Source organism: Cryptosporangium minutisporangium (assembly GCF_039536245.1).
GTDB lineage: Bacteria > Actinomycetota > Actinomycetes > Mycobacteriales > Cryptosporangiaceae > Cryptosporangium > Cryptosporangium minutisporangium.
The window spans coordinates 47,622-68,771 of sequence record NZ_BAAAYN010000004.1; the positions used below are offsets into that span (position 1 = coordinate 47,622).

A 21,150-nucleotide genomic window follows, 5' to 3' on the forward strand; every position below is an offset into this window, starting at 1 on the left:
AGGGTTCGCCGCGAGGGGTTCATGCAGGTCGGGGTGTACCCATCGAGACGTAGGCGACACCTACGCCCCTCCGGGCGGGGTCCCCGACCCGCCTTCTAGGCAAGCACAGTCCGGAAATCGTCCGCCGCCCGGGCTGCCGCGGACCGCAGCGCGGCCATGTCCGGACCGGCCCGGAGCACCTCCCGGGAGACCGACGGAAGCACCGATCCGCGGGCGTTCCCGAACACCGCGCGGAGGTCGTCCGGTCCGGCGCCCTGCGCGCCGAGGCCGGGCGCGAGGAACGGTCCGTTGACCCGGCTCAGGTCGTGCCCGGTCTCCCCCACGGTCGCGCCCACGACGACGCCCACCGGTCCGTACGGCTCGTAGCCGGCGTTGAGCGAAGCGACCTCGTCCAGCACGGTCTGCGCCACGGTCCGTCCGTCCGCGGCGACCGCGTGCTGCACCGAAGGCCCTTCCGGGTTCGACGTCAGCGCGAGCACGAAGACGCCGTTGCCGTGAGCTCTCGCCGTCGCGATCAAGGGCGCCAGCGATCCGACCCCGAGGTACGGGCTCGCGGTCAGCGCGTCACCGCAGAGCGGCGACGCCGGGTCGAGGTAGGCGCCCGCGTAGGCCTCCACCGTGCTGCCGATGTCGCCGCGCTTCACATCGTTGAGCACCAGGGCGCCCGCCGCGCGAGCGTCGCGAATGACGCGCTCCAGAACCGCGATCCCCCGGCTGCCGTATCGCTCGAAGAACGCCGACTGCGGCTTGAGCACCGCGACGCGGTCGGCGAGGGCCTCGACCACGGTCCGGGCGAACCGCTCGACGCCGTCGGCGTCCCTGGTCAGCTCCCAGGCGTCGAGCAGTCCCGGGTGCGGGTCGATGCCCACGCAGAGTGGTCCCCGCTCGGCGACGGCTTTCGCCAGGCGCGCGCCGAAGTGGTCGGGTGTCGTCGCGACCTGCGTCACTCGGCCTCACCCCCCGTTCGCGGCCCGCTGAGCGTCGCTACGCCGCTGGTGGTCACCGAACCCTCGGACGCCCCCTGCGAGCCGCTCTGCGGGCCGCTCAACGGGCTCGTTGCGCCCTCACCGGACGCCGCTCGACCGAGGCCACGCTGAGTGACGGTACGGTTGATCGCGCGGACCAGTCCGGGTCCCCGGTAGACCAGGCCGGTGTAGACCTGCACGAGCGCCGCGCCCGCGTCGAACAGCGCGGTGGCATCGGCGGCGGAGAGGACTCCGCCGACCCCGATGACCGGCAACCGGCCGTCGGTCTCGCGGACGACGAACCGCACCAGCTCCCGGGCCCGGGTGGTCAACGGCCGACCCGACAGACCGCCGGTCTCCGCGGTGTCGACGCCCGACCGGTCCAGCGTGGTGTTCGACACGATCGCACCGGCGACACCGTGCGCGGCGCAGACGTCGAGCACCTCGCCGACCGCGGCCTCGGTCAGGTCCGGCGCGATCTTGACGACCAGCGGCACCGGCTTCCCGGCCGGGCGCCGGGGCCCCGGGGCGCCGCTCAACGTCGAGGACTCGGCCGTCAGCGCGCCGATCAACGCGTCGAGCGCCGCCCGGTCCTGCAGCGCGCGCAGCCCCGGCGTGTTCGGCGAGCTGACGTTCACCGCGATGTAGTCGGCGTACCGGTGCACCAGGCGCAGCGAGGTCAGGTAGTCCTCGACCGCCTCGTCCAGCGGCGTCACCTTCGACTTGCCGAGGCTGACGCCGACCGGGATCGGCAGCGGCGGCTGCCCACCGGCGGACAGGTCCGCCAGCCGGGCGGCGAGCGCGCCCGCGCCCCGGTTGTTGAACCCCATCCGGTTGACGATCGCCTCGCTGGCGGGCAGCCGGAACAGCCGCGGGCGCGGGTTGCCCGGCTGGGCGTGCGCTGTCACGGTGCCGACCTCGACGAACCCGAAACCGAGCCCGGCCCAGGCCGGCAGCGCGACGCCGTTCTTGTCCATGCCGGCGGCCAGCCCGACCGGCCCCGGGAACCGGACGCCGAACAGCGTGCGGCTCAACCCCGGGGCGTCGCCGAGAGCCCACCGCCGCCCGGCCGCCCCGGCGGCGGCCACCCGCCCGAACCGGGCCAGCCCGGCGAGCGTCCGCTCGTGGGCGGACTCGGCGTCGCCACCTCCGAGCCGGAACAGCGCCCGGTCCCGGAGCACCCCATAGGGGTTCACTTCTCCGCCCGCAGCGCGCGGTGCAGCTCCTGGAGCGGCCGGACGTAGAGCTCGCCGCGCAGCTGGGCCTCGATGCCGAGGACCGCGGCGGCCGCCGCCTGGACGGTCGTGATGCACGGCACGTCGTTCGAGACCGCAGCCGACCGGATCTCGTACCCGTCGACCCGCGGGCCGGAGTTTCCGTACGGCGTATTGATGACGAGTTGAACCTCGCCCTGCCGGATCAACGTGACCACGTCGTGATCGTTCTCCCCGCCGGCGGGCTCGAAGTGCTTGCGCACCACTCGGGCCGGAATGCCGTGCCGCCACAGCACCTCGGCGGTGCCGTGCGTCGCGATCACCTCGAAGCCCAGGTCGGTCAGGCGCTTGATCGGGAAGACGATCGAGCGCTTGTCCTTGTTCGCGACCGAGACGAAGACCTGGCCCGACGTCGGCAGCGACCCGTAGGCCCCGGCCTGGCTCTTGGCGAACGCGGCACCGAACGCGGTGTCGATGCCCATCACCTCGCCGGTGGACTTCATCTCCGGGCCGAGCAGGTTGTCGACACCGGCGCCGGAGGTGGTACGGAACCGCTTGAACGGCAGCACCGCCTCCTTGACCGCGATCGGCGTCTGCTCGAGCGCCAGCGACCCGCCGTCGCCGTTCGCCGGCAGCAGACCTTCGGCCCGCAGCTCGGCGATGGTCGCGCCGAGCATGATCCGGGCCGCGGCCTTCGCCAGCGGCACCGCGGTCGCCTTGCTCACGAACGGCACGGTCCGGGACGCGCGGGGATTGGCCTCCAGCACGTAGAGCGTGTCGTCCTTCAGGGCGTACTGCACGTTCAAGAGCCCGCGGACGCCGACGCCCGCGGCGATGGCCGCCGTCGACCGCCGCACGTTCTCGATGTCCGACGAGCCGAGCGTGATCGGCGGCAGCGCGCACGCCGAGTCGCCGGAGTGGATCCCGGCCTCCTCGATGTGCTCCATCACGCCACCGAGGTAGACGTCGCCGGTGCCGTCGGCCAGCGCGTCGACGTCGATCTCGATCGCGTCGTCGAGGAACCGGTCGACCAGGACCGGGTGCTCGGGGCTGACCTGGGTCGCCCGCGCGATGTAGGACTCCAGCGTGGCGTCGTCGTAGACGATCTCCATGCCGCGCCCACCGAGCACGTAGGACGGCCGGACCAGCACCGGGTAGCCGATCGTCTCGGCGATCGTCCGCGCCTCCCGGTAGGACGTGGCCATGCCGTGCTTCGGCGACGGCAGCCCGGCCTCGTCCAGGACCCGGCCGAACGCGCCGCGCTCCTCGGCGAGGTGGATGCTCTCCGGCGGCGTCCCGACCACCGGCACCCCGGCCGCGGCCAGACGCCGGGCGAGCCCGAGCGGTGTCTGGCCACCGAGCTGGACGATCACACCGACCACACCGGGCCCGCCGGCCTCCTGCCCGGACGTGTGCTCGGCGTGCCAGACCTCCAGCACGTCCTCGAACGTCAACGGCTCGAAGTAGAGGCGGTCGGAGGTGTCGTAGTCGGTGGAGACCGTCTCCGGGTTGCAGTTGACCATCACGGTCTCGTAGCCGGCGTCCCGCAGCGCCATCGCGGCGTGCACGCAGGAGTAGTCGAACTCGATGCCCTGCCCGATCCGGTTCGGACCGGAGCCGAGGATCATGACCTTCGCCCCGGTGCTCGGCGCGACCTCGGTCTCGGCCTGGGGATCGGTCTCGTACGCGCTGTAGTGGTACGGCGTCGAGGCGGCGAACTCCGCCGCGCAGGTGTCGACGGTCTTGTAGACCGGACGCACCCCGAGCCGGTGCCGCAGCGTCCGGACGCCGTCCTCGCCTGCCAGCTCCGGACGCAGCGCGGCGACCTGCCGGTCGGAGAGGCCCGCGCGCTTGGCCCGCGACAGCAACTCGGCGTCGAGGACCGGCGCGTCGACCAGCTCGGCACGCAGCTCCACCAGCGACAGGATCTGGTCGACGAACCACGGGTCGTAGCCGGAAGCCGCCGACACCTCGGCCACGGGGTGCCCGAGCCGGAGCGCCCGCTCGGCGTCGTACAGCCTGCCGTCGTGGGGGGTGCGAAGGGCTTCCAACGGGTCGTTGTCCGGGTCCGGCGTCGTCCAGAAGCCGCCCGAGCCGGTCTCGGCCGAGCGCAGCGCCTTGTTCAGCGCCTCCGGGAACGACCGGCCCAGCGCCATCGCCTCGCCGACCGACTTCATCGTCGTGGTCAGCTCCGGGTCGGCGCCGGGGAACTTCTCGAACGCGAACCGGGGCACCTTCACCACGACGTAGTCCAGGCTCGGCTCGAAGCTGGCCGGGGTCTGCTTGGTGATGTCGTTGCGGATCTCGTCCAGCGTGTAGCCGACCGCGAGCTTCGCGGCGATCTTCGCGATCGGGAAGCCGGTGGCCTTCGACGCGAGCGCGGAGGAGCGCGACACCCGCGGGTTCATCTCGATGACGACCAGGCGCCCGGTCTCCGGGTGGACCGCGAACTGGATGTTGCAGCCGCCGGTGTCGACGCCGACCGCACGCAGCACCGCGATGCCGACGTCCCGCAGCCGCTGGTACTCGCGGTCGGTGAGCGTCATCGCCGGTGCGACCGTCACCGAGTCGCCGGTGTGCACGCCCATCGCGTCCACGTTCTCGATCGAGCAGACCACGACGACGTTGTCGTTGCGGTCGCGCATCAGCTCGAGCTCGTACTCCTTCCAGCCGAGCACGCTCTCCTCGATCAGCACCTCGGTGGTCGGGCTGGCGGCGAGCCCCGCGCTGGCGATCCGCTCCAGGTCCTCCGGGGTGTGGGCCATGCCGGAGCCGAGGCCACCCATCGTGAACGAGGGCCGGATCACCACGGGAAGCCCGAGATCCGCAACAGTGGCCCGCACCTGCTCCATCGAGTGGCAGACCGCGGACCGCGGGGTCTCGGCGCCGACCGACGCGCAGATGTCCTTGAACCGCTGCCGGTCCTCGCCGCGCTGGATCGCCTCGATGTCGGCACCGATCAGCTCGACGTTGTACTTCTCCAGGACGCCGCGCTCGTGCAGCGCGACCGCGGTGTTCAGCGCGGTCTGGCCGCCGAGCGTCGCGAGCAGGGCGTCGGGGCGTTCGCGCGCGATGATCTGCTCGACGTACTCGGGGGTGATCGGCTCGATGTAGGTCGAGTCGGCGAACTCCGGGTCGGTCATGATCGTCGCCGGGTTCGAGTTCACCAGGCTGACCCGCAGGCCCTCCTCGCGCAGCACCCGACAGGCCTGGGTGCCGGAGTAGTCGAACTCGGCGGCCTGCCCGATCAGGATCGGCCCGGATCCGATCACCAGCACGTGCTGGATGTCGCTCCGCTTCGGCATCAGTTGGTCCCCTCCATCAAACGCGCGAAGCGGTCGAAAAAGTCCCTCAGTGGCGTCGTGTGGGCCGTCATCGCGGGTTCTCCATCAGCTTCACGAAGCGGTCGAACAGGTAATCGGCATCGTGAGGTCCCGCGGCGGCCTCCGGGTGGTACTGGACGCTGAACGCCGGCTTGTCCAGGCAGTTCAGCCCCTCCACCACGTCGTCGTTGAGGCAGACGTGGCTCACCTCGGCCCGGCCGTACTCCGTCTCCGCGGCACCGGTGCGCGGCGCGTCGACTGCGAAGCCGTGGTTGTGCGCGGTGACCTCGACCTTGCCGGTCTCGCGGTCCATGACCGGCTGGTTGATCCCGCGGTGGCCGTACCGCAGCTTGTAGGTGCCGAAGCCGAGCGCCCGGCCGAGCACCTGGTTACCGAAGCAGATCCCGAACGTCGGGAGCCCTTCGCCGAGTGCGGCCTGCGCCAACGCGACCGCCGAGTCGGCGGTCGCCGGGTCGCCGGGTCCGTTGGAGAAGAACACCCCGTCGGCGCCGCGCGCCAGGAGCTCGTCCGGCGACGAGGTCGCCGGCAGCACGTGCACCTCGATGCCGCGCGCCGCCATCCGGCGCGGGGTGTTGCGCTTGATCCCGAGGTCGATCGCGGCGACCCGGAACCGGGTCGGGCCCTCGGCGTTCACCACGTACGGCTCGGGCGTGGTGACGTCGCCCACCAGGTCGGCGCCGGTCATGCTCGGGCTGGCCAGCACCTTCTGCAGCACTGCCTCGGCGTCCTCGCCGGTGCTGGAGACCGCGGCCCGCATCGCGCCGCGCTCGCGGAGGTGCCGGGTCAGCGCCCGGGTGTCGACGCCGGAGATGCCGACGATGCCCTCGTCAGCGAGCCGGTCGGACAGAGCCCCGGTCGCGCGCCAGTTGGACGAGATACGCGCCGGGTCGCGGACGACGTACCCGGCGACCCAGATCCTCGCCGACTCGTCGTCCTCCAGGTTCACGCCCGTGTTACCGACGTGCGGCGCGGTCATCGTGACGATCTGCCGGTGGTAGGAGGGGTCGGTGAGCGTCTCCTGGTAGCCGGTCATGCCGGTGGTGAAGACGGCCTCGCCGAACGTCTCGCCGACCGCCCCGAAGGCCTCGCCGCGGAACGTGCGGCCGTCCTCCAGGACGAGCAGCGCGGACCGGCGGTTCTTCGTGCTCATTGCGCGCTCTCCGTGCTGGTAGTCGTGGTGTCGGCGGGAACGGCCGCGCCCGGGATCTCGCGCGCGATCGCGCGGAGGTGCGCGGCGTTGTCGATCCGGTGGTCGGCGCGGAAGCCGGTGTCCAGCTGGAAGCCGTTCTGCTCCCAGGTGACGACGAGCAGCCCGGCGCCGCCGACCACCTTGTTGGCCAGCCCGGCGTCCAGCCGGGCCGCGCGGACCGCGGCGGCCGGGATGAACAGGGGTGCGGAGCCGTCCCGCTCGATCAGCACACCCTCCGGGCCGGTGTGCAGCGTCGCGCCGGCCCGGTTCGCCAGCCCACCCGCGTAGACGCGGGCCTGCCACGAACCGGCTTCCGTGGTACCGACGTAGAGCCCGTCGGACGCGTCCACCGCGTCGGTGACGTCCTGCGGCGTCGGCAGCGGCAGCAGGTCGGCGTGGGCCGCGACGCGGCGCACCCAGGCTCGTCGGGCGGCCCAGAAGATCAGCGCGAACAGCGCGAGCACACCGACCGTGAACAGGATCCGGCCGGTCCAGTTGTCCGGGGGTCGCTCGTAAGCGGCGGCGAGCACTGCGTTCATGCCTGAGCCTTCCCGTCGAGCACCGTGGCACGCCCCCGCAGGAACGTGGCGACGACCCGGCCGGGCAACGTGAGCCCGGCGTACGGCGTGTTGCGGCTGATGCTGGCCAGCCCCTCCGGCGTGACCGTCCAGGACGCGGACGGGTCGACCAGGACCAGGTTGGCCGGCTCCCCGGCCGCGAGGGGCCGACCGTGCGCCCCGGTCGCGCCGTCACCGGTCAACCCGGCGATCCGCGCCGGCGCGTGGCTCATCCGCTCGGCGACACCGGCCCAGTCGAGCAGGCCGGTCTCGACCATCGTCCGGAGCACGATCGGCAGCGCGGTCTCCAGCCCGAGCATGCCGGGCCGGGCCGCGGCCCACTCGCACTCCTTGTCCTCGCGGGTGTGCGGGGCGTGGTCGGTCGCGACCGCGTCGATCGTGCCGTCGGCGAGCGCCTCCCGCAGCGCGTTGACGTCCTCGGCGGTGCGCAGCGGCGGGTTCACCTTGTACACCGGGTCGTAGGTGGCGGCCAGCTCGTCGGTGAGCAGCAGGTGATGCGGCGTCACCTCGGCTGTGACCCGGATCCCCCGACTCTTCGCCCAGCGCAGCACCTCGACCGAGCCGGCCGTCGACACGTGGCAGACGTGCAGCCGCGAACCGACGTGCGCCGCGAGCAGCGCGTCCCGCGCGATGATCGCCTCCTCGGCGACCGCCGGCCAGCCGGTCAGCCCGAGCCGGGCCGACTGCTCGCCCTCGTTCATCTGCGCGCCCGCGGTGAGCTTCGGGTCCTCGGCGTGCTGCGCGATGACCCCGTCGAACGCCTTGACGTACTCCAGCGCCCGACGCATCACCGCGGCGTCGTGCACGCAGTGCCCGTCGTCGGAGAACACCCGGACCCTGGCGGCCGAGTCGGCCATCGCGCCGAGCTCGGCCAGCCGCTCGCCACCGAGGCCGAGCGTGACCGCGCCGACCGGCTGGACGTCGACCAGGCCGACCTCGCGGCCCAGCCGCCAGACCTGCTCGACGATCCCGGCGGCGTCGGCGACCGGATCGGTGTTCGCCATCGCGCAGACCGCGGTGTAACCGCCGAGCGCGGCGGCGCGGCTGCCGGTCTCGATCGTCTCGGCGTCCTCCCGGCCGGGCTGGCGCAGGTGGGTGTGCAGGTCGACGAGGCCGGGCAGGACGCGCAGGCCCTCGGCGTCGATCACCTCGGCGCCGTCCGCGGGGCCCTCGGCGAGGACGCCGTCCCGCAGCAGCAGATCGGTGGTGGTGCCGTCCGGAAGCGTGGCACCGCGGATCAAGTAGCTCACTGAGACCCTCCGAGCAGCAGGTACGGGACAGCGATCCGCGCGTTCGAACCGACGCTCACTGAGACACTCCGCCCAGGAGCAGGTAGAGCACGGCCATCCGGACGTTCACACCGTTGGTGACCTGCTCGACGATGGTCGAGCGGGGGGAATCCGCGACCTCCGGTGCGATCTCCATGCCCCGGTTCATCGGCCCCGGGTGCATGACGATCGCGTGCTCCGGAAGCGCGGCCACGCGGCGGGCGTCCAGGCCGTAGCGACGGGCGTACTCGCGCTCGGTCGGGAAGTAGGAGGCGTTCATCCGCTCCCGCTGGACGCGCAGCGCCATCACGACGTCGAGCTTGGGCAGGACGGCGTCGAGGTCGTAGGAGACGGTGGCCGGCCAGGAGCCGATGCCCACCGGGACCAGCGTCGGCGGCGCGACCAGCGTGACCTCGGCGCCGAGCGTCGCGAGCAGCAGGACGTTGGACCGGGCGACCCGGCTGTGCAGGACGTCGCCGACGATGCCGACCCGCAGGCCCTCGAGCCGACCGAGCCGGCTGCGCATCGTGTACGCGTCCAGCAAGGCCTGGGTGGGGTGCTCGTGGGTGCCGTCACCGGCGTTCACGACCGTGCCGTCGATCCAGGAGGCCAGCCGGTGCGGTGCGCCGGAGGCCTGGTGCCGGATCACGACCGCGTCCGCGCCCATCGCCTGGAGGGTCAGCGCGGTGTCCTTGAGCGATTCGCCCTTGCTGACGCTGGAGCCCTTGGCCGAGAAGTTGATGACGTCCGCGGACAGTCGCTTCGCCGCGGCCTCGAACGAGATCCGGGTGCGGGTGGAGTCCTCGAAGAACAGGTTCACGACCGTGCGGCCGCGCAGCGTCGGGAACTTCTTGACGCTCCGGCCGGCCGCGGCGGCCAGCTCGGTCGCGGTGTCGAGCACCAGCGTGGCGGTCTTCGCGTCCAGATCGGCAGCGGAGAGCAGGTGAGTGATCACTCCGTCGCCCCCGACCGCGCGAGCACCACGGCGTCCCTGCCGTCGATCTCGCGGAGCTGCACCCGGACACTCTCGGTGCGGGAGGTGGGCAGGTTCTTACCGACGTAGTCGGCCCGGATCGGCAACTCGCGGTGCCCCCGGTCGACGAGAACGGCGAGTTGGACGCTGCGCGGGCGGCCGAGGTCGGAGAGGGCGTCCAGCGCGGCCCGGATCGTCCGGCCGGAGAACAGCACGTCGTCGACGAGGATCACCCGCCGCCCGTCGACGCCGTCGCTGGGCAGGTCGGTGCGCTCCAGCGCCCGCGGGCCGCGCAGCCGCAGGTCGTCGCGGTAGAGGGTGACGTCGAGGGCGCCGACCGGGAGGGTCACGCCGGTGAAGGTGTGGATGCGCTCGGCGAGCCGCCGGGCGAGCGGGGTACCGCGGGTCGGGATACCGAGGAGAACCGTGTCGGCACCGCCGTCGGTCTTCTCCAGGATCTGATGGGCGATCCGGTCGACGGTCCGCGCTACTGCTGCGTCGTCGAGGATTTCGCGGTCGACCCCAGGCTCCGGGTCGGGCACACGTTCCATGGCAGGCGTCACCGCCGGCCACCTCCTTCCCCGCCTCACCGGACGGGTCTTAAAGGATGGGCCCTTCATGGGCATTGACGTGAGCAACGCTATCAGCGCCGGTACGGTGCGCGACGTTCCAACTCAGCGGCCTCACCGAGCGCAGGAGACCCAGCTCACAGCAAGCGTCACGAGCGTGAGAACCGCTCAGGCGTGCGAGATCTGTACCGATTCGCACCGACGCAGACCCGAGTTCCGGTACCGATGTGAACTGCACGGCAACGGGATGATGAACTACGACGGTCACACCGCGCAGCGACACCGGGCACGCTTGCTCACCGCGTGGAATCGACTGAGGCGTTCAACGTCACATCGCCGGGCGGCTACGGTTTCGCCATTCCCCTTGACCGGATTGCCCCACTGGCCCTACGGTCACTCTCCGTAGCGACCGGGCGCGGAGACGTGGCTCGGTTTGTCGCTGCCCGTCCGCCCGCATGCTTTCCCCGGGCATGCGCATCACCCCTCGGAGTACGAATGTCCGATTACGCCAAGGCCCTCGGTGCCCGGCTGCGAGCCATCCGGCAGCAGCAGGGCCTCTCGCTACAGGGGGTGGAGGAGAAGTCCGGTGGTCGCTGGAAGGCGGTCGTCGTCGGGTCGTACGAGCGCGGCGACCGGGCTGTCACCGTCGCCCGCCTGAACGAGCTGGCCGAGTTCTACCGGGTCCCGATCGCTGAGCTGCTTCCCGGCGACGGTCCGGGCCGTCACGAGGGCGCCAGCAAGGTCGTGATCGACCTGGAGCGTCTGGAGCAGCTGCCCGGCGACGAGCTCGGTGCGGTGCAGCGGTTCGCTCGCAGCATTCAGCAGCAGCGCGGCGACTACAACGGCCGGGTGCTCTCGATCCGCGCCGACGACCTCCGCACGCTCGCGATCGTGTTCGACGTCTCGCCGGCCGGCCTGATCGAGAAGCTGACCGAGTGGAACGTGCTGGTCGCCACCCCGATCCGTCCGTAACACCCTCTGGGTTCCAGCCGGGGGTGTCGGCTGGAGTCGCCTACGACGAAGCCCCCGCGCCGTTGGCGCGGGGGCTTCGTCGTGTTCGGGCACCCTGCAGACCCCCAGAAACCGGAGGGTGGGTGAGCAACCGCGCACGGCGCGGCGGGACGTCACCAGCGAAGCAGCGCGCGCCGGTCGCGGAAGCGACCGGCGCGCACCAGGCAGGCGTAGATCTAAAGTTCGGCTTTGACTAGTTGGAGCCGGCCGAGGAGGCCGTTGACGAAGCGGGGACTCTCGTCCGTCGAGAGCTCGCGAGCGAGATCCACCGCCTCGTCGATCGCTACCGCGTCCGGGATGTCCGAGCGGAACAACAGCTCGTACACCCCGAGTCGCAGCAGGTTCCGATCGACCGCGGGCATCCGGTCGATCGTCCAGCCCTCCGCGTACGTCGCGATCAGCTCGTCGAGCCGGGCGCGGTTCTCGGTCACGCCCTCGACCAGCGTGATCGCGTAGTCCGGGACCGGAGGGTCGGACTGCGCGAGCCGGTCGCGGGCGGTCGCGAGAGGTTCGGTGCCACGGACGTCGGCCTCGAACAGGATGTCGAGAGCACGCTTCCGCGCCTTGCGCCGCGCCGAACGCCGATCGGGATCGTTGTCACGGCGCGGATTGCCGTGCCGCCCTTTTGGGGCAGGAGTAGTCACCCGGTGACCCGGCCGATGTATCGCCCGTCCCGGGTGTCGACCTTGAGCTTGTCGCCGGTGTTGACGAACAGCGGAACCTGGATCGTCGCACCGGTCTCCAGCTCGGCCGGCTTGGTACCGCCGGTCGACCGGTCACCCTGCAGGCCGGGGTCGGTGTGCGCGACGACGAGCTCGACCGAGGCCGGAAGCTCGACGTAGAGCGGCGTCGCGTCGTGCAGCGCGACCGTGACCTCGGCGTTCTCCAGCAGGTAGTCGGCGTTGCCGCCGACCGTCGTGGCCGGCACCGTGATCTGGTCGTAGGTCTCCGAGTCCATGAAGACGAAGTCCTCGCCGTCCTTGTACAGGTACGACATGGCGGCCTTGTGGACGTTGGCGGTGTCGACTTTCACGCCGGCGTTGAACGTCTTGTCGACGACCTTGCCGGTCAGCACGTTCTTCAGCGTTGTCCGCACGAACGCTCCGCCCTTACCGGGCTTCACGTGCTGGAACTCGACGACGTTCCAGAGCTGACCCTCCAGGTTCAGCGTCATGCCGTTCTTCAGGTCGTTCGTGGTGGCCATGCGGAAGCTCTTCGTCTCCTGGTCGGCCGGTCCGTCGGCCTCGTGGCGGGCCGTGGGCCGGTGCGCAAGTCGTAGGGATCGGCTGAGAGGCTGGGCGGCGATGGCCGCCCGCTTGGCAGGTCACCAGATACTACCTGTATCCGGTAGCCGCCCCACCGGCTACACGGCCGCCGGACCATGGCCGGCCGCCGGATACAGGTCGGCTCTCCGGCCTGCCTAGTGCCGATCGACCCGGTGTCCGGGTCGCACCGATACGTCAGGAAGGGAACTCGTGCGCAACCGCCGCCCAGCGGTCATCCCCCGGCTGCTCACCACGGCAGCCGCCGTCCTCACCACGTTGGCGCTCCTCGCCGCGTGCACGGGCGACGAACCCGAGGAGAAGAAGCCCGATCGGCCGGCTCCGGAGGGCAGTTGGTCGCCGGTAGGGGCCACCGACGCCGTCGTCCGCACCGATCAGGTGGGCTACGCGACCGCAGAGACGAAGATCGCGGTCCTGCTGGCGCCGCGGAAGGCGGACGGGGCGACGTTCGTCGTCGAGCGGCAGGACTCCTCGATCGCGTTGCGCGGGAAGGTGGGCGCCGACCGCGGCGCGTGGAGCCGTCGTTATCCGGCGACCTACCCGATCGACGTCTCGGGTTTACGGACGGCGGGCACGTACCGGATCCGGGTGACCGGTGGGGTCAGCGCGGTGTCGTCGGTGTTCGTGGTCGGCGCGAGCAAGGAGCTGTTCGGGCAGGTCGCGGCGGACACCGTCGACTTCTTCGGCGTTCAGCGCGACGGTGCGGACGTACTGAGCGAGCCGATCCCCCGCAAGCCGTCCCACCTCAACGACGCGAAGGCGACCGTCTACGAGGCGCCGGACTTCGCCGACGGGGACAACCTCGCGTCCGGGCTGACCGCGGTCGACGGCGCACCCGTCGTCGACGCCACCGGCGGCTGGTTCGACGCCGGTGACTACCTGAAGTTCACCCACACCACCGCCTACGCGCTGACGCTGATGTTGCTGGCCGAACGGGGAGGGTCCACCAGCATCGGCAACGGCCAGGCGATCGAGGGCCTCGCCGAGGAGGCCGCGTTCGGCGTCGACTGGCTCGACAAGATGTGGGACGAGTCGACGAAGACCCTGTACCTGCAGGTCGGGCTCGGCAGCGGCGGCGCGGACGGGCTGATCGGCGACCACGACGTCTGGCGACTGCCGGAGGACGACGACCGCGCGTCCGGCGACGGGAAGCAGTTCCTGCGCAACCGGCCGGTGTTCCGCGCCAACGCGCCCGGCGAGGAGATCAGCCCGAACGTGGCCGGTCGGGTCGCGGCCGCGTTCGCGCTGGCCGCCCAGGTCGAAGTCGGGAGTGATCCGACCGCGGCCCGCGCCCACCTGGACGCCGCCGCGACGATCCTCGACCTGGCCGGCGATGAGGACTACGGAACGCTGATGACGGCGCTCCCGCGCGACTACTACCCGGAGAGCTCCTGGGCCGACGACCTCGCGCTCGGGGCGACCGAGCTGGCCCGGGCCGGCATCGTGATCGGCGACCCCCGCGCGACCACGTGGGCGGGTCAGGCGGCGCGCTGGGCGGCGCTCTCGATCAGCGCCGACCGGAAGGGCCCGCTCAACCTCTACGACGTCGGCCCGCTGGTCGACGCGGAGCTGCACGCGCTGCTGCAGGAGATCGGCAAGCCAGTGGCCGGGGTGACCCCGGAGGCGCTGGTCGCCGACCTGAAGGCACGCCTCGACACCGGGGTCGCGGCGGCGGTGAAGAGCCCGATCGGTGCGGCCGCGCCGATCACGTCCGACGACTTCTCGTCGAAGACGTTCGGCTGGAGCGCGGTCGCGGCGCTCTACCACCGCGCGGCCGACGACGACACCTACGACGCGTTCGGCACCGCCCAGCGCAACGTGGCGCTCGGCACGAACGGGTGGGGATTGTCGATGATCGTCGGCGTCGGAAGCGCGTACCCGAAGTGCATCCACCACCAGATCGCGAACCTGTCCGGGAGCCTCACCGGTACCGGAAAGGTCGCGACCGGCGCGGTGATGAACGGGCCGAACGCGTCCAGCGCGTTCCGCGGGCTGACGACGTCGTCGACCGCGAAGGACTGCACCGGGCTGGACGTCAGCCGGTTCGACCGGTCCGACGCCCGGTTCGTCGACGCCCCGCACGCGTACTCCAGCGTCGAGCCCGCGATCGACTTCACCGCGACGGCCTTGATCGCCGTAGTCCTGCAGGCCCGCATTTAGATCGACGCCTGCATGGCGAGGCCGGTCGCTCCCTGCACGGCCCGCCGAGGACGAGCCTGACGGCCGAGCGCGAGGACTTGAGACACCAAGGCCAAGGTCGCGGCGTCCTCGCGCTCGACTGCCAGCCTCGTCCTGGGCGGGCTCCNTTCGAGCAACTGCGCGCGCCGCCGCGCATTTCCCGAAGGGCCACCTCTCGCGGGACGCCGAGAGGTGGCCTTCCCGAAAGTCAACCTCTCGTCCGACCGGGAGAGGTGGTCTTCCCGAAAGCGGCCCACCCGCGCGGTGGCGGGGCGGCGCGGGTGTTAGCGGGGGCGAGGTGGCTACGCGGCGGCGAGGTGGCTACGCGGCGGCGAGGTGGCGGAGGGCTAGGGGGTAGCCGCCGAGGCCCAGGCCCACGATCGTGCCGGTGGCGACCGCGGAGATCACCGAGTGGTGCCGGAACTCCTCGCGCTTGTGCACGTTCGTGATGTGCACCTCGATCAGCGGCGCCCGCAGCATCGCGCACGCGTCCCGCACCGCGATGTTGTAGTGCGTCCACGCCCCCGGGTTGAGCACCACCGGGGCGCTTTCGTCCGCCGCCGCGTGCAGCCACCCGAGCATCTCGGACTCGGCGTCGGTCTGGCGCACGACGACGTCGAGCCCCAGTTCGGCACCGGTCTGGACGCAGAGCGCGGCCAGGTCGTCGTAGGTGTCCGCGCCGTAGATCTCCGGCTCCCGGGTACCGAGCCGCCCGATGTTCGGCCCGTTGAGCACGTAGACCCGGCGGCTCACAGCTGCACCGTCCTGGCCGGCGCGCTCTCCGTACCGACCGCCGAGTACGCGGCGACGAGCAGCCCGGGGTCCGGGTCCTCCAGCACCGTCGGCTTCGCCAGCCCGTCCAGGACGATGAACCGCAGCCGGTTGCCGCGCGACTTCTTGTCCACGCGCATCGATTCCAGCAGCTTCGGCCACGCCGCGGCCGAGTACGTGAGCGGCAGGCCGAGCGCACCCAGCACCCGTGCGTGCCGGTCGGCGGTCTCGTCGTCGAGCCGCCCGGCGATCCGGCCCAACTCGGCGGCGAACACGAGCCCGACGCTCACCGCGGCGCCGTGCCGCCACCGGTACCGCTCGTTCTTCTCGATCGCGTGCCCGAGCGTGTGCCCGTAGTTGAGCGTCTCGCGCAGCCCCGATTCGCGGAGGTCGGCGGAGACCACGTTCGCCTTGACCGTGATCGACCGCTCGACCAGCTCCCGCAGCACCGGTGACGCCGCGTCGGTCGCCGCGGCCGGGTCCGCCTCGATCAGCTCGAGGATGCGCGGGTCGGCGATGAACCCGGTCTTGACCACCTCGGCCATCCCGGCCACCAGCTCGTGCTTGGGCAGCGTCTCCAGCGTCGCGAGGTCGACGAGGACGCCGGCCGGCGGATGGAACGCGCCCACCAGGTTCTTACCGGCCGCGGTGTTGATCCCGGTCTTGCCGCCGACCGCGGCGTCCACCATGCCGAGCAGCGTCGTCGGCACCTGCACCACGCGCACGCCGCGCAGCCAGCAGGCCGCGACGAACCCGGCGAGGTCGGTGACCGCGCCACCGCCGAGGCCGACGATCGCGTCCGTGCGGGTGAACCCGGCCTGGCCGAGCACGTCCCAGCAGAACCCGGCCACCTCGAGGGTCTTGCCGTCCTCGGCGTCCGGGATCTCCAGTGAGTGCGCCTCGAAGCCGCCGGCCCGGAGATCGTCGCGGACGGCCTCGCCGGTGGTGCGCAGCGCACCGGGGTGGATCACCGCGACCCGCTGGGCGCCCGCCAGCAGCGGCGCCAGCTCGCCGAGCAGCCCGTGCCCGACCAGCACCTCGTACGACGATTCGCCGGTCACCGCGATGCGCGTGACGTCGCCCGCGCCGGTACCGCGACCCAGCGTGCTGTTTCCGTCGGCCGGGGCGCTCATGCCGACACCTCCTGGAGCTGTGCGAGGACGTCCGCGGTGATGCCGTCCGGCGTGCGCCCGTCGGTGTCGACGACGACGGTCGCGACCTCCGCGTAGAGGGGAGCCCGCTGGGCGAGCAGCGTGCGCATCGTCGCCCGGGGGTTGAGCGCGAGCAGCGGCCGGGCCGTGTTGAGCCCGACCCGGTCGACGGCGTCGGAGAGCCCGACGTTCAGGTGGACGACGCGATGACCACGCAGCGCCGCTCGGGTGGCGTCCGCGAGCACCGCGCCGCCGCCCAGCGCGAGGACGCCGTCGTGGGTCTCCAGGGCTGCGACGACCGCGCTGGCCTCCAGCGCCCGGAACACCTCCTCGCCGTCGTCCACGAAGATGTCGCTGATCGGTTTACCCGCGCTCGCCTCGATGTCGTGGTCGACGTCGCGGAACGTCACGCCGAGCCGTTCGGCGAGCAGGACGCCGACCGTCGTCTTGCCCGCACCGGGCGGGCCGACCAGCACTGCGACCGGGCGGCTCACTCGATCACCAGCGCAGCCTTGTAGCCGGCGAGGTTGCGGCGGACCTCGTCGACCGAGTCGCCACCGAACTTCTCCATCGCCGCGTCGGCGAGCACCAGCGCGACCATCGCCTCGGCCACGATCGCCGCGGCCGGCACGGCGCAGACGTCGCTCCGCTGCGCGATCGCCTTCGCCGGCTCGCCGGTCGTGACGTCGACGGTGGCCAGCGCGCGGGAGATCGTCGCGATCGGCTTCATCGCGCCACGGATCCGCAGCACCTCGCCGGTCGTCATGCCGCCTTCGAGGCCACCTGCGTGCCCGGTCAGCCGCCGGACGCCGTCGGCGGTGTTCACGATCTCGTCGTGGGCGGCCGAACCCCGCGAGCGGGCCTGGGTGAACGCGTCACCGATCTCGACGCCCTTGAACGCCTGGATGCTGATCAGCGCACCGGCCAGCCGGGAGTCGAGCTTGCGGTCCCACTGGACGTGGCTGCCCAGACCCGGAGGAAGGCCGTAGGCGAGCACCTCGACGATGCCGCCGAGCGTGTCGGCGTCGGCCTTGGCGGCGTCCACCTCGGCGACCATCCGAGCCGAGGCGTCCGGGTCGGCGCAGCGCAGCGGGTCGGCGTCGATGCGCTCGCGGTCGGTCGGGGTGGGCAGCTCGGTGCCGTCCTTGACCGCGACCGAGCCGAGCTCGACGACGTGGCTGACGATCTCGACGCCGAGCGCCTGCCGGAGCAGCGACTGCGCCACGGTGCCGAGCGCCACCCGAGCGGCGGTCTCCCGGGCGCTGGCGCGCTCGAGGATCGGCCGGGCGTCGGTGAAGCCGTACTTCTGCATGCCGGCCAGGTCGGCGTGGCCGGGCCGGGGCCGAGTGAGCGGTGCGTTGCGAGCCAGGGTCGCGAGGATCTCCTCGTCGACCGGGTCCGCGGCCATCACCTGCTCCCACTTGGGCCACTCGGTGTTACCGACCCGGATCGCCACCGGGCTGCCGAGGCTGCGGCCGTGGCGGACGCCGCCGAGGATCTCCACCTCGTCCTGCTCGAACTTCATCCGGGCGCCGCGGCCGTAGCCCAGGCGGCGGCGGGCGAGCTGTTCGGAGATCTCGGTCGTGGTCACCGCGACGCCGGCCGGGAGGCCCTCCAACATCGCAACGAGGGCGGGTCCGTGCGACTCCCCCGCGGTCATCCAACGCAACATGGTTCCTAGCTTGTCACGTCACGGCTTCCGGCCGCCGCGCTGGAACCGCCCGTCCCGCAGAGTGACCGCTCGGCGAACGACGCCGGCCCCGCGATCGCGTCCGCGGTCGTTCCGCCCTCCGGCTGGCGACGCCCGAAGTTGCCGCGCGATCCGGGCGGGCGTCCCCGTGGTTGGCGCGCCTCGCCGGGCAAGCGCCCTCATGGTTGTCGCGCCTCCCGGGCAAGCACCCTCATCGTTGTCGCGCCTCCCGGGCAAGCGCCTCATGGTTGTCGCGCCTTCGGGGCAAGCGCCCCCATGGTTGTCGCGCCTCCCGGGCAAGCACCCCCATGGTTGTCGCGCCTTCGGGGCAGGCACCCCCATGGTTGTCGCGCCTTCGGGGCAGGCACCCCCATGGTTGTCGCGCCTCCCGGGCAAGCACCCCCTTGGTTGTCGCACCTCCCGGGCAAGCACCCTCGTGGTTGTCGCGTCTCCGGGGCAAGCACCCTCGTGGTTGTCGCGCCTTCCGGGTGATTACGGGGTGGTTGTCGCGCTGTGCGGGCGGCGCGCCGGATGAATGGCGCGGATTCCGCGCTATGGCACCGGAAGCACGACTTTCATTCGCGGAGGACCCCGAAAGGGCGACAACCAGGCTCAGCCGGCGGTGCACACAACGGTGAGGGCACCAGCGAGGAGGAACGGGCCGAAAGCCAGGCGGTCGGCGCGGCTGAGGCGGCGGGTGAGCAGCAGGGCCGCAGCGCACAGTCCGCCGTAGACGAAGCCGTACACGAGCGCGGCGAACACCGCTGACCAGCCGTACCAGCCGAGCGCGGCCCCGAGCAGCCCGGTGAGCTTCACGTCGCCGAAGCCGAACCCGGCCGGCACGGCCACCGCCAGCACGTAGAGCACACCGAACGCGACCAGCCCACCTGCGGCCGCCCGCGCCAACGGTGCCACACCGACGCCGCCGAGCAGGGCACCGGCGACCAGCAGCACCGTCAGCACCGGATAGGCCGGCAGCACCAGCGCGTCCGGTAATCGGTGCGTCCGGACGTCGACCGGCGCCAGCACAAACCCCAGCCCGGCGACGAACAGCAGCCCGGGGAGTTCCGGCGCCGCGCCCACGGCCCACGCGACCACCCCGCCGAGCGCAGCGGCGGCCACACCGACCCGCCCCGGCCCCGCTGCCCACCCACCGGCCGCCCGCGGCTCGGCGGCCGGGGGCCGCGCATGGTCCGCCGCCTGCGACCCAGGGCCCGGCCGCACACGGTCCGCCGCCTGCGACCCAGGGCCCGGCCGCACACGGTCCGCCGCCTGCGACCCAGGGCCCGGCCGCACACGGTCCGCCGCCTGCGACCCAGGGCCCGGCCGCACACGGTCCGCCGCCTGCGACCCAGGGCCCGGCCGCACACGGTCCGCCGCCTGCGACCCAGGGCCCGGCCGCACACGGTCCGCCGCCTGCGACCCAGGGCCCGGCCGCACACGGTCCGCCGCCTGCGACCCAGGGCCCGGCCGCACACGGTCCGCCGCCTGCGACCCAGGGCCCGGCCGCACACGGTCCGCCGCCTGCGACCCAGGGCCCGGCCGCACACGGTCCGCCGCCTGCGACCCAGGGCCCGGCCGCACACGGTCCGCCGCCTGCGACCCAGGGCCCGGCCGCACACGGTCCGCCGCCTGCGACCCAGGGCCCGGCCGCACACGGTCCGCCGGCTGCGGCTCAGGGGCCGGCCGCACACGGGGCTTTCCCGGGAAGCTCCGCCGCGCGGGGGTCGCTCGGGGCGAGCTTGGCCGCGCCCGCGAGCTCAGCGGTCGTGCCGACGGGCTCGGGGGCAGTACCGCTGCGGCGGCGGCTCGGGCTAATGCGGGCTCGCCCGCCACCGGTCCGCTCGCCACCAGCGCGACCCGCTCCACCGTCTCGGCGAGCCACCGCCCCGCGACCGCCGCGAGCACGACGACCACGAGCACCGTGGCGAGGTCGGCGCCGGTCACGGGGCGGCCCGGAGGCGACGCCGTGGCCGGACCGCCCGCACCGTCACCGTGCCCGGATCAGCGCGCCGCCGCGAGGGCGGCCCGCATCGCCTCGATCGGCGCGTCTCTCCCGGTCATCAGCCGCACCTGGTGCCCGGCCTGGTGCAGCAGCAGATCGAGCCCGGACACCACCCGGCACCCCGCCGCTGCGGCCGCGGTGGCCAGCGCGGTCGGCCAGGGGTCGTACACCACGTCGAACACCACGGCGCCCGGGCGCAGCACCGCGTGCGCGAGCGGATCGGCGATGCCCTTGGGCAGCGTGGCGATCACCAGATCCGCCTCGGCCAGCAGCGTCGGCGCCTCGTCCAGCGGTCGGAGGTCGAGCGACAGACCGAGGCGCTCGGCGGTGGTACGCAGGGCGTCGGCCCGGTGGGGAGACCGGACCAACACCGTCACCGCGCCAGTGACCAGCGGCGCGGCACCCGGAGCGGTTCCGGCCAGCGCCGCCAACGCGGCCTGCGCGGTACCGCCCGCGCCCAGCAGCAGCGGCGCGGACGCCATCTGCAGGCCGGCCTCACGGAGCGCGTCGGCCATACCGGGTGCGTCGGTGTTCTCCGCGCGGCGGCGGCCCGGCGCGAGCAGCAGCGTGTTCGCCGCACCGATCGCGGCGGCCTCGGCGCTGACCTCGGTGGCCACCGCGAGCGCGACCCGCTTGAGCGGCATCGTCAGCGACAGCCCGGCCCACTCGGCGCCGAGCCCGGAGACGAACGCGGGCAGGTCGTCCTCGGTGCACTCGACCCGGGTGTAACTCCAGTTCGAGATACCGAGCGCGGCGTAGGCGGCCGTGTGCAGCACCGGAGAGAGGGAGTGGGCGATCGGCGACCCGAGGACGGCAGCGCGCCGGACCGCACCGGACGGACCTCCGGCCGTCGGCTCCGTCACGGCTGAGTCAGTGGAGAACGTGGGCACGCCGCTCACAGTAGGCGGTTGGGGGGACGCCCCGCGGCCGCCGTCCACAGGCCCGCTGCACGGCGTCCACA

At 72.6% G+C, this 21,150-nt stretch carries 17 protein-coding genes and 1 pseudogene; 2 read left to right on the forward strand and 16 right to left on the reverse strand.

Annotated elements, in window-relative coordinates; genetic code table 11:
• Positions 1–95: 95 nt before the first annotated feature.
• The 8 genes and pseudogenes from pyrF to pyrR form a co-directional block, all read right to left on the reverse strand.
• Positions 96–947, reverse strand: coding sequence for an orotidine-5'-phosphate decarboxylase (gene pyrF / locus ABEB28_RS03010; protein ID WP_345726387.1), 852 nt, complete (start codon positions 945–947; stop codon positions 96–98).
• A 152-nt stretch (positions 948–1,099) separates the two neighbouring features.
• Positions 1,100–2,161 (reverse strand): annotated as a pseudogene (locus ABEB28_RS03015) (quinone-dependent dihydroorotate dehydrogenase); the annotation flags it as partial.
• Complete coding sequence (carB, locus tag ABEB28_RS03020; protein WP_345726388.1) at positions 2,158–5,484, reverse strand: carbamoyl-phosphate synthase large subunit; 3,327 nt, start codon at positions 5,482–5,484, stop codon at positions 2,158–2,160. The gene carB and the pseudogene ABEB28_RS03015, both read right to left, overlap by 4 nt.
• A gap of 67 nt (positions 5,485–5,551) precedes the next feature.
• Complete coding sequence (gene carA / locus ABEB28_RS03025) at positions 5,552–6,673, reverse strand: glutamine-hydrolyzing carbamoyl-phosphate synthase small subunit (RefSeq protein WP_345726389.1); 1,122 nt, start codon at positions 6,671–6,673, stop codon at positions 5,552–5,554.
• Positions 6,670–7,251, reverse strand: a complete 582-nt coding sequence (locus ABEB28_RS03030; RefSeq protein ID WP_345726390.1) for a PH-like domain-containing protein — start codon at positions 7,249–7,251, stop codon at positions 6,670–6,672. Before ABEB28_RS03030 ends, carA begins: the two co-directional genes overlap by 4 nt.
• Positions 7,248–8,540 (reverse strand): dihydroorotase, encoded by a 1,293-nt coding sequence (locus ABEB28_RS03035; protein WP_345726391.1) that lies wholly within the window; start codon positions 8,538–8,540, stop codon positions 7,248–7,250. The genes ABEB28_RS03030 and ABEB28_RS03035 overlap by 4 nt, the downstream gene beginning before the upstream one ends.
• Before the next feature lie 55 nt (positions 8,541–8,595).
• Positions 8,596–9,513, reverse strand: coding sequence for an aspartate carbamoyltransferase catalytic subunit (locus ABEB28_RS03040; protein WP_345726392.1), 918 nt, complete (start codon positions 9,511–9,513; stop codon positions 8,596–8,598).
• A complete protein-coding gene (pyrR, locus tag ABEB28_RS03045; RefSeq protein ID WP_345726586.1) occupies positions 9,510–10,082 on the reverse strand; it encodes a bifunctional pyr operon transcriptional regulator/uracil phosphoribosyltransferase PyrR in 573 nt (190 codons plus the stop codon). The genes ABEB28_RS03040 and pyrR overlap by 4 nt, the downstream gene beginning before the upstream one ends.
• A 513-nt stretch (positions 10,083–10,595) precedes the next feature.
• Here pyrR and bldD point away from each other — a divergent pair.
• Positions 10,596–11,072, forward strand: a complete 477-nt coding sequence (bldD, locus tag ABEB28_RS03050) for a transcriptional regulator BldD (RefSeq protein ID WP_073261706.1) — start codon at positions 10,596–10,598, stop codon at positions 11,070–11,072.
• A 215-nt stretch (positions 11,073–11,287) separates the two neighbouring features.
• On the opposite strand, the gene nusB is transcribed toward bldD, so the two are convergent.
• Both nusB and efp read right to left on the reverse strand, forming a co-directional pair.
• Complete coding sequence (gene nusB / locus ABEB28_RS03055; RefSeq protein WP_345726393.1) at positions 11,288–11,755, reverse strand: transcription antitermination factor NusB; 468 nt, start codon at positions 11,753–11,755, stop codon at positions 11,288–11,290.
• Positions 11,752–12,315: an elongation factor P gene (gene efp, locus ABEB28_RS03060; RefSeq protein ID WP_345726394.1), complete on the reverse strand. Its 564-nt coding sequence runs from the start codon at positions 12,313–12,315 to the stop codon at positions 11,752–11,754. Before efp ends, nusB begins: the two co-directional genes overlap by 4 nt.
• 271 nt (positions 12,316–12,586) lie before the next feature.
• Here efp and ABEB28_RS03065 point away from each other — a divergent pair, with 271 nt between their 5' ends.
• Positions 12,587–14,554: a glycoside hydrolase family 9 protein gene (locus ABEB28_RS03065; RefSeq protein ID WP_345726395.1), complete on the forward strand. Its 1,968-nt coding sequence runs from the start codon at positions 12,587–12,589 to the stop codon at positions 14,552–14,554.
• Between the two features lie 339 nt (positions 14,555–14,893).
• On the opposite strand, the gene aroQ is transcribed toward ABEB28_RS03065, so the two are convergent.
• From aroQ to ABEB28_RS03095, 6 genes are all read right to left on the reverse strand, one after another.
• Positions 14,894–15,325, reverse strand: coding sequence for a type II 3-dehydroquinate dehydratase (aroQ, locus tag ABEB28_RS03070; protein ID WP_345726396.1), 432 nt, complete (start codon positions 15,323–15,325; stop codon positions 14,894–14,896).
• Entirely contained in the window at positions 15,322–16,476 is a 1,155-nt protein-coding gene (aroB, locus tag ABEB28_RS03075) for a 3-dehydroquinate synthase (protein ID WP_345726397.1), read from the reverse strand. The genes aroQ and aroB overlap by 4 nt, the downstream gene beginning before the upstream one ends.
• On the reverse strand, positions 16,473–16,988 hold the full coding sequence (locus ABEB28_RS03080; protein WP_345726398.1) for a shikimate kinase: 516 nt from the start codon (positions 16,986–16,988) through the stop codon (positions 16,473–16,475). Before ABEB28_RS03080 ends, aroB begins: the two co-directional genes overlap by 4 nt.
• Entirely contained in the window at positions 16,985–18,166 is a 1,182-nt protein-coding gene (aroC, locus tag ABEB28_RS03085; protein ID WP_345726399.1) for a chorismate synthase, read from the reverse strand. The genes ABEB28_RS03080 and aroC overlap by 4 nt, the downstream gene beginning before the upstream one ends.
• 630 nt (positions 18,167–18,796) lie before the next feature.
• Positions 18,797–19,306, reverse strand: coding sequence for a prepilin peptidase (locus tag ABEB28_RS03090; protein WP_345726400.1), 510 nt, complete (start codon positions 19,304–19,306; stop codon positions 18,797–18,799).
• Positions 19,307–20,188: 882 nt separating this feature from the next.
• Positions 20,189–21,052 carry a shikimate dehydrogenase gene (locus ABEB28_RS03095; protein ID WP_345726401.1) on the reverse strand — a complete coding sequence of 288 codons (864 nt, stop codon included), beginning with the start codon at positions 21,050–21,052 and terminating at the stop codon, positions 20,189–20,191.
• Positions 21,053–21,150 lie beyond the last annotated feature (98 nt).

What these genes read in the sequence shown, in the direction of transcription:
- carB (WP_345726388.1), bottom strand. Translation starts at nt 5,484, where the DNA reads ATGCCGAAGCGGAGCGACATCCAGCACGTGCTGGTGATCGGATCCGGG.
- carA (WP_345726389.1), bottom strand. Translation starts at nt 6,673, where the DNA reads ATGAGCACGAAGAACCGCCGGTCCGCGCTGCTCGTCCTGGAGGACGGC.
- aroB (WP_345726397.1), bottom strand. Translation starts at nt 16,476, where the DNA reads ATGAGCGCCCCGGCCGACGGAAACAGCACGCTGGGTCGCGGTACCGGC.
- bldD (WP_073261706.1), top strand. Translation starts at nt 10,596, where the DNA reads ATGTCCGATTACGCCAAGGCCCTCGGTGCCCGGCTGCGAGCCATCCGG.
- ABEB28_RS03030 (WP_345726390.1), bottom strand. Translation starts at nt 7,251, where the DNA reads ATGAACGCAGTGCTCGCCGCCGCTTACGAGCGACCCCCGGACAACTGG.
- aroC (WP_345726399.1), bottom strand. Translation starts at nt 18,166, where the DNA reads ATGTTGCGTTGGATGACCGCGGGGGAGTCGCACGGACCCGCCCTCGTT.
- pyrR (WP_345726586.1), bottom strand. Translation starts at nt 10,082, where the DNA reads ATGGAACGTGTGCCCGACCCGGAGCCTGGGGTCGACCGCGAAATCCTC.
- efp (WP_345726394.1), bottom strand. Translation starts at nt 12,315, where the DNA reads ATGGCCACCACGAACGACCTGAAGAACGGCATGACGCTGAACCTGGAG.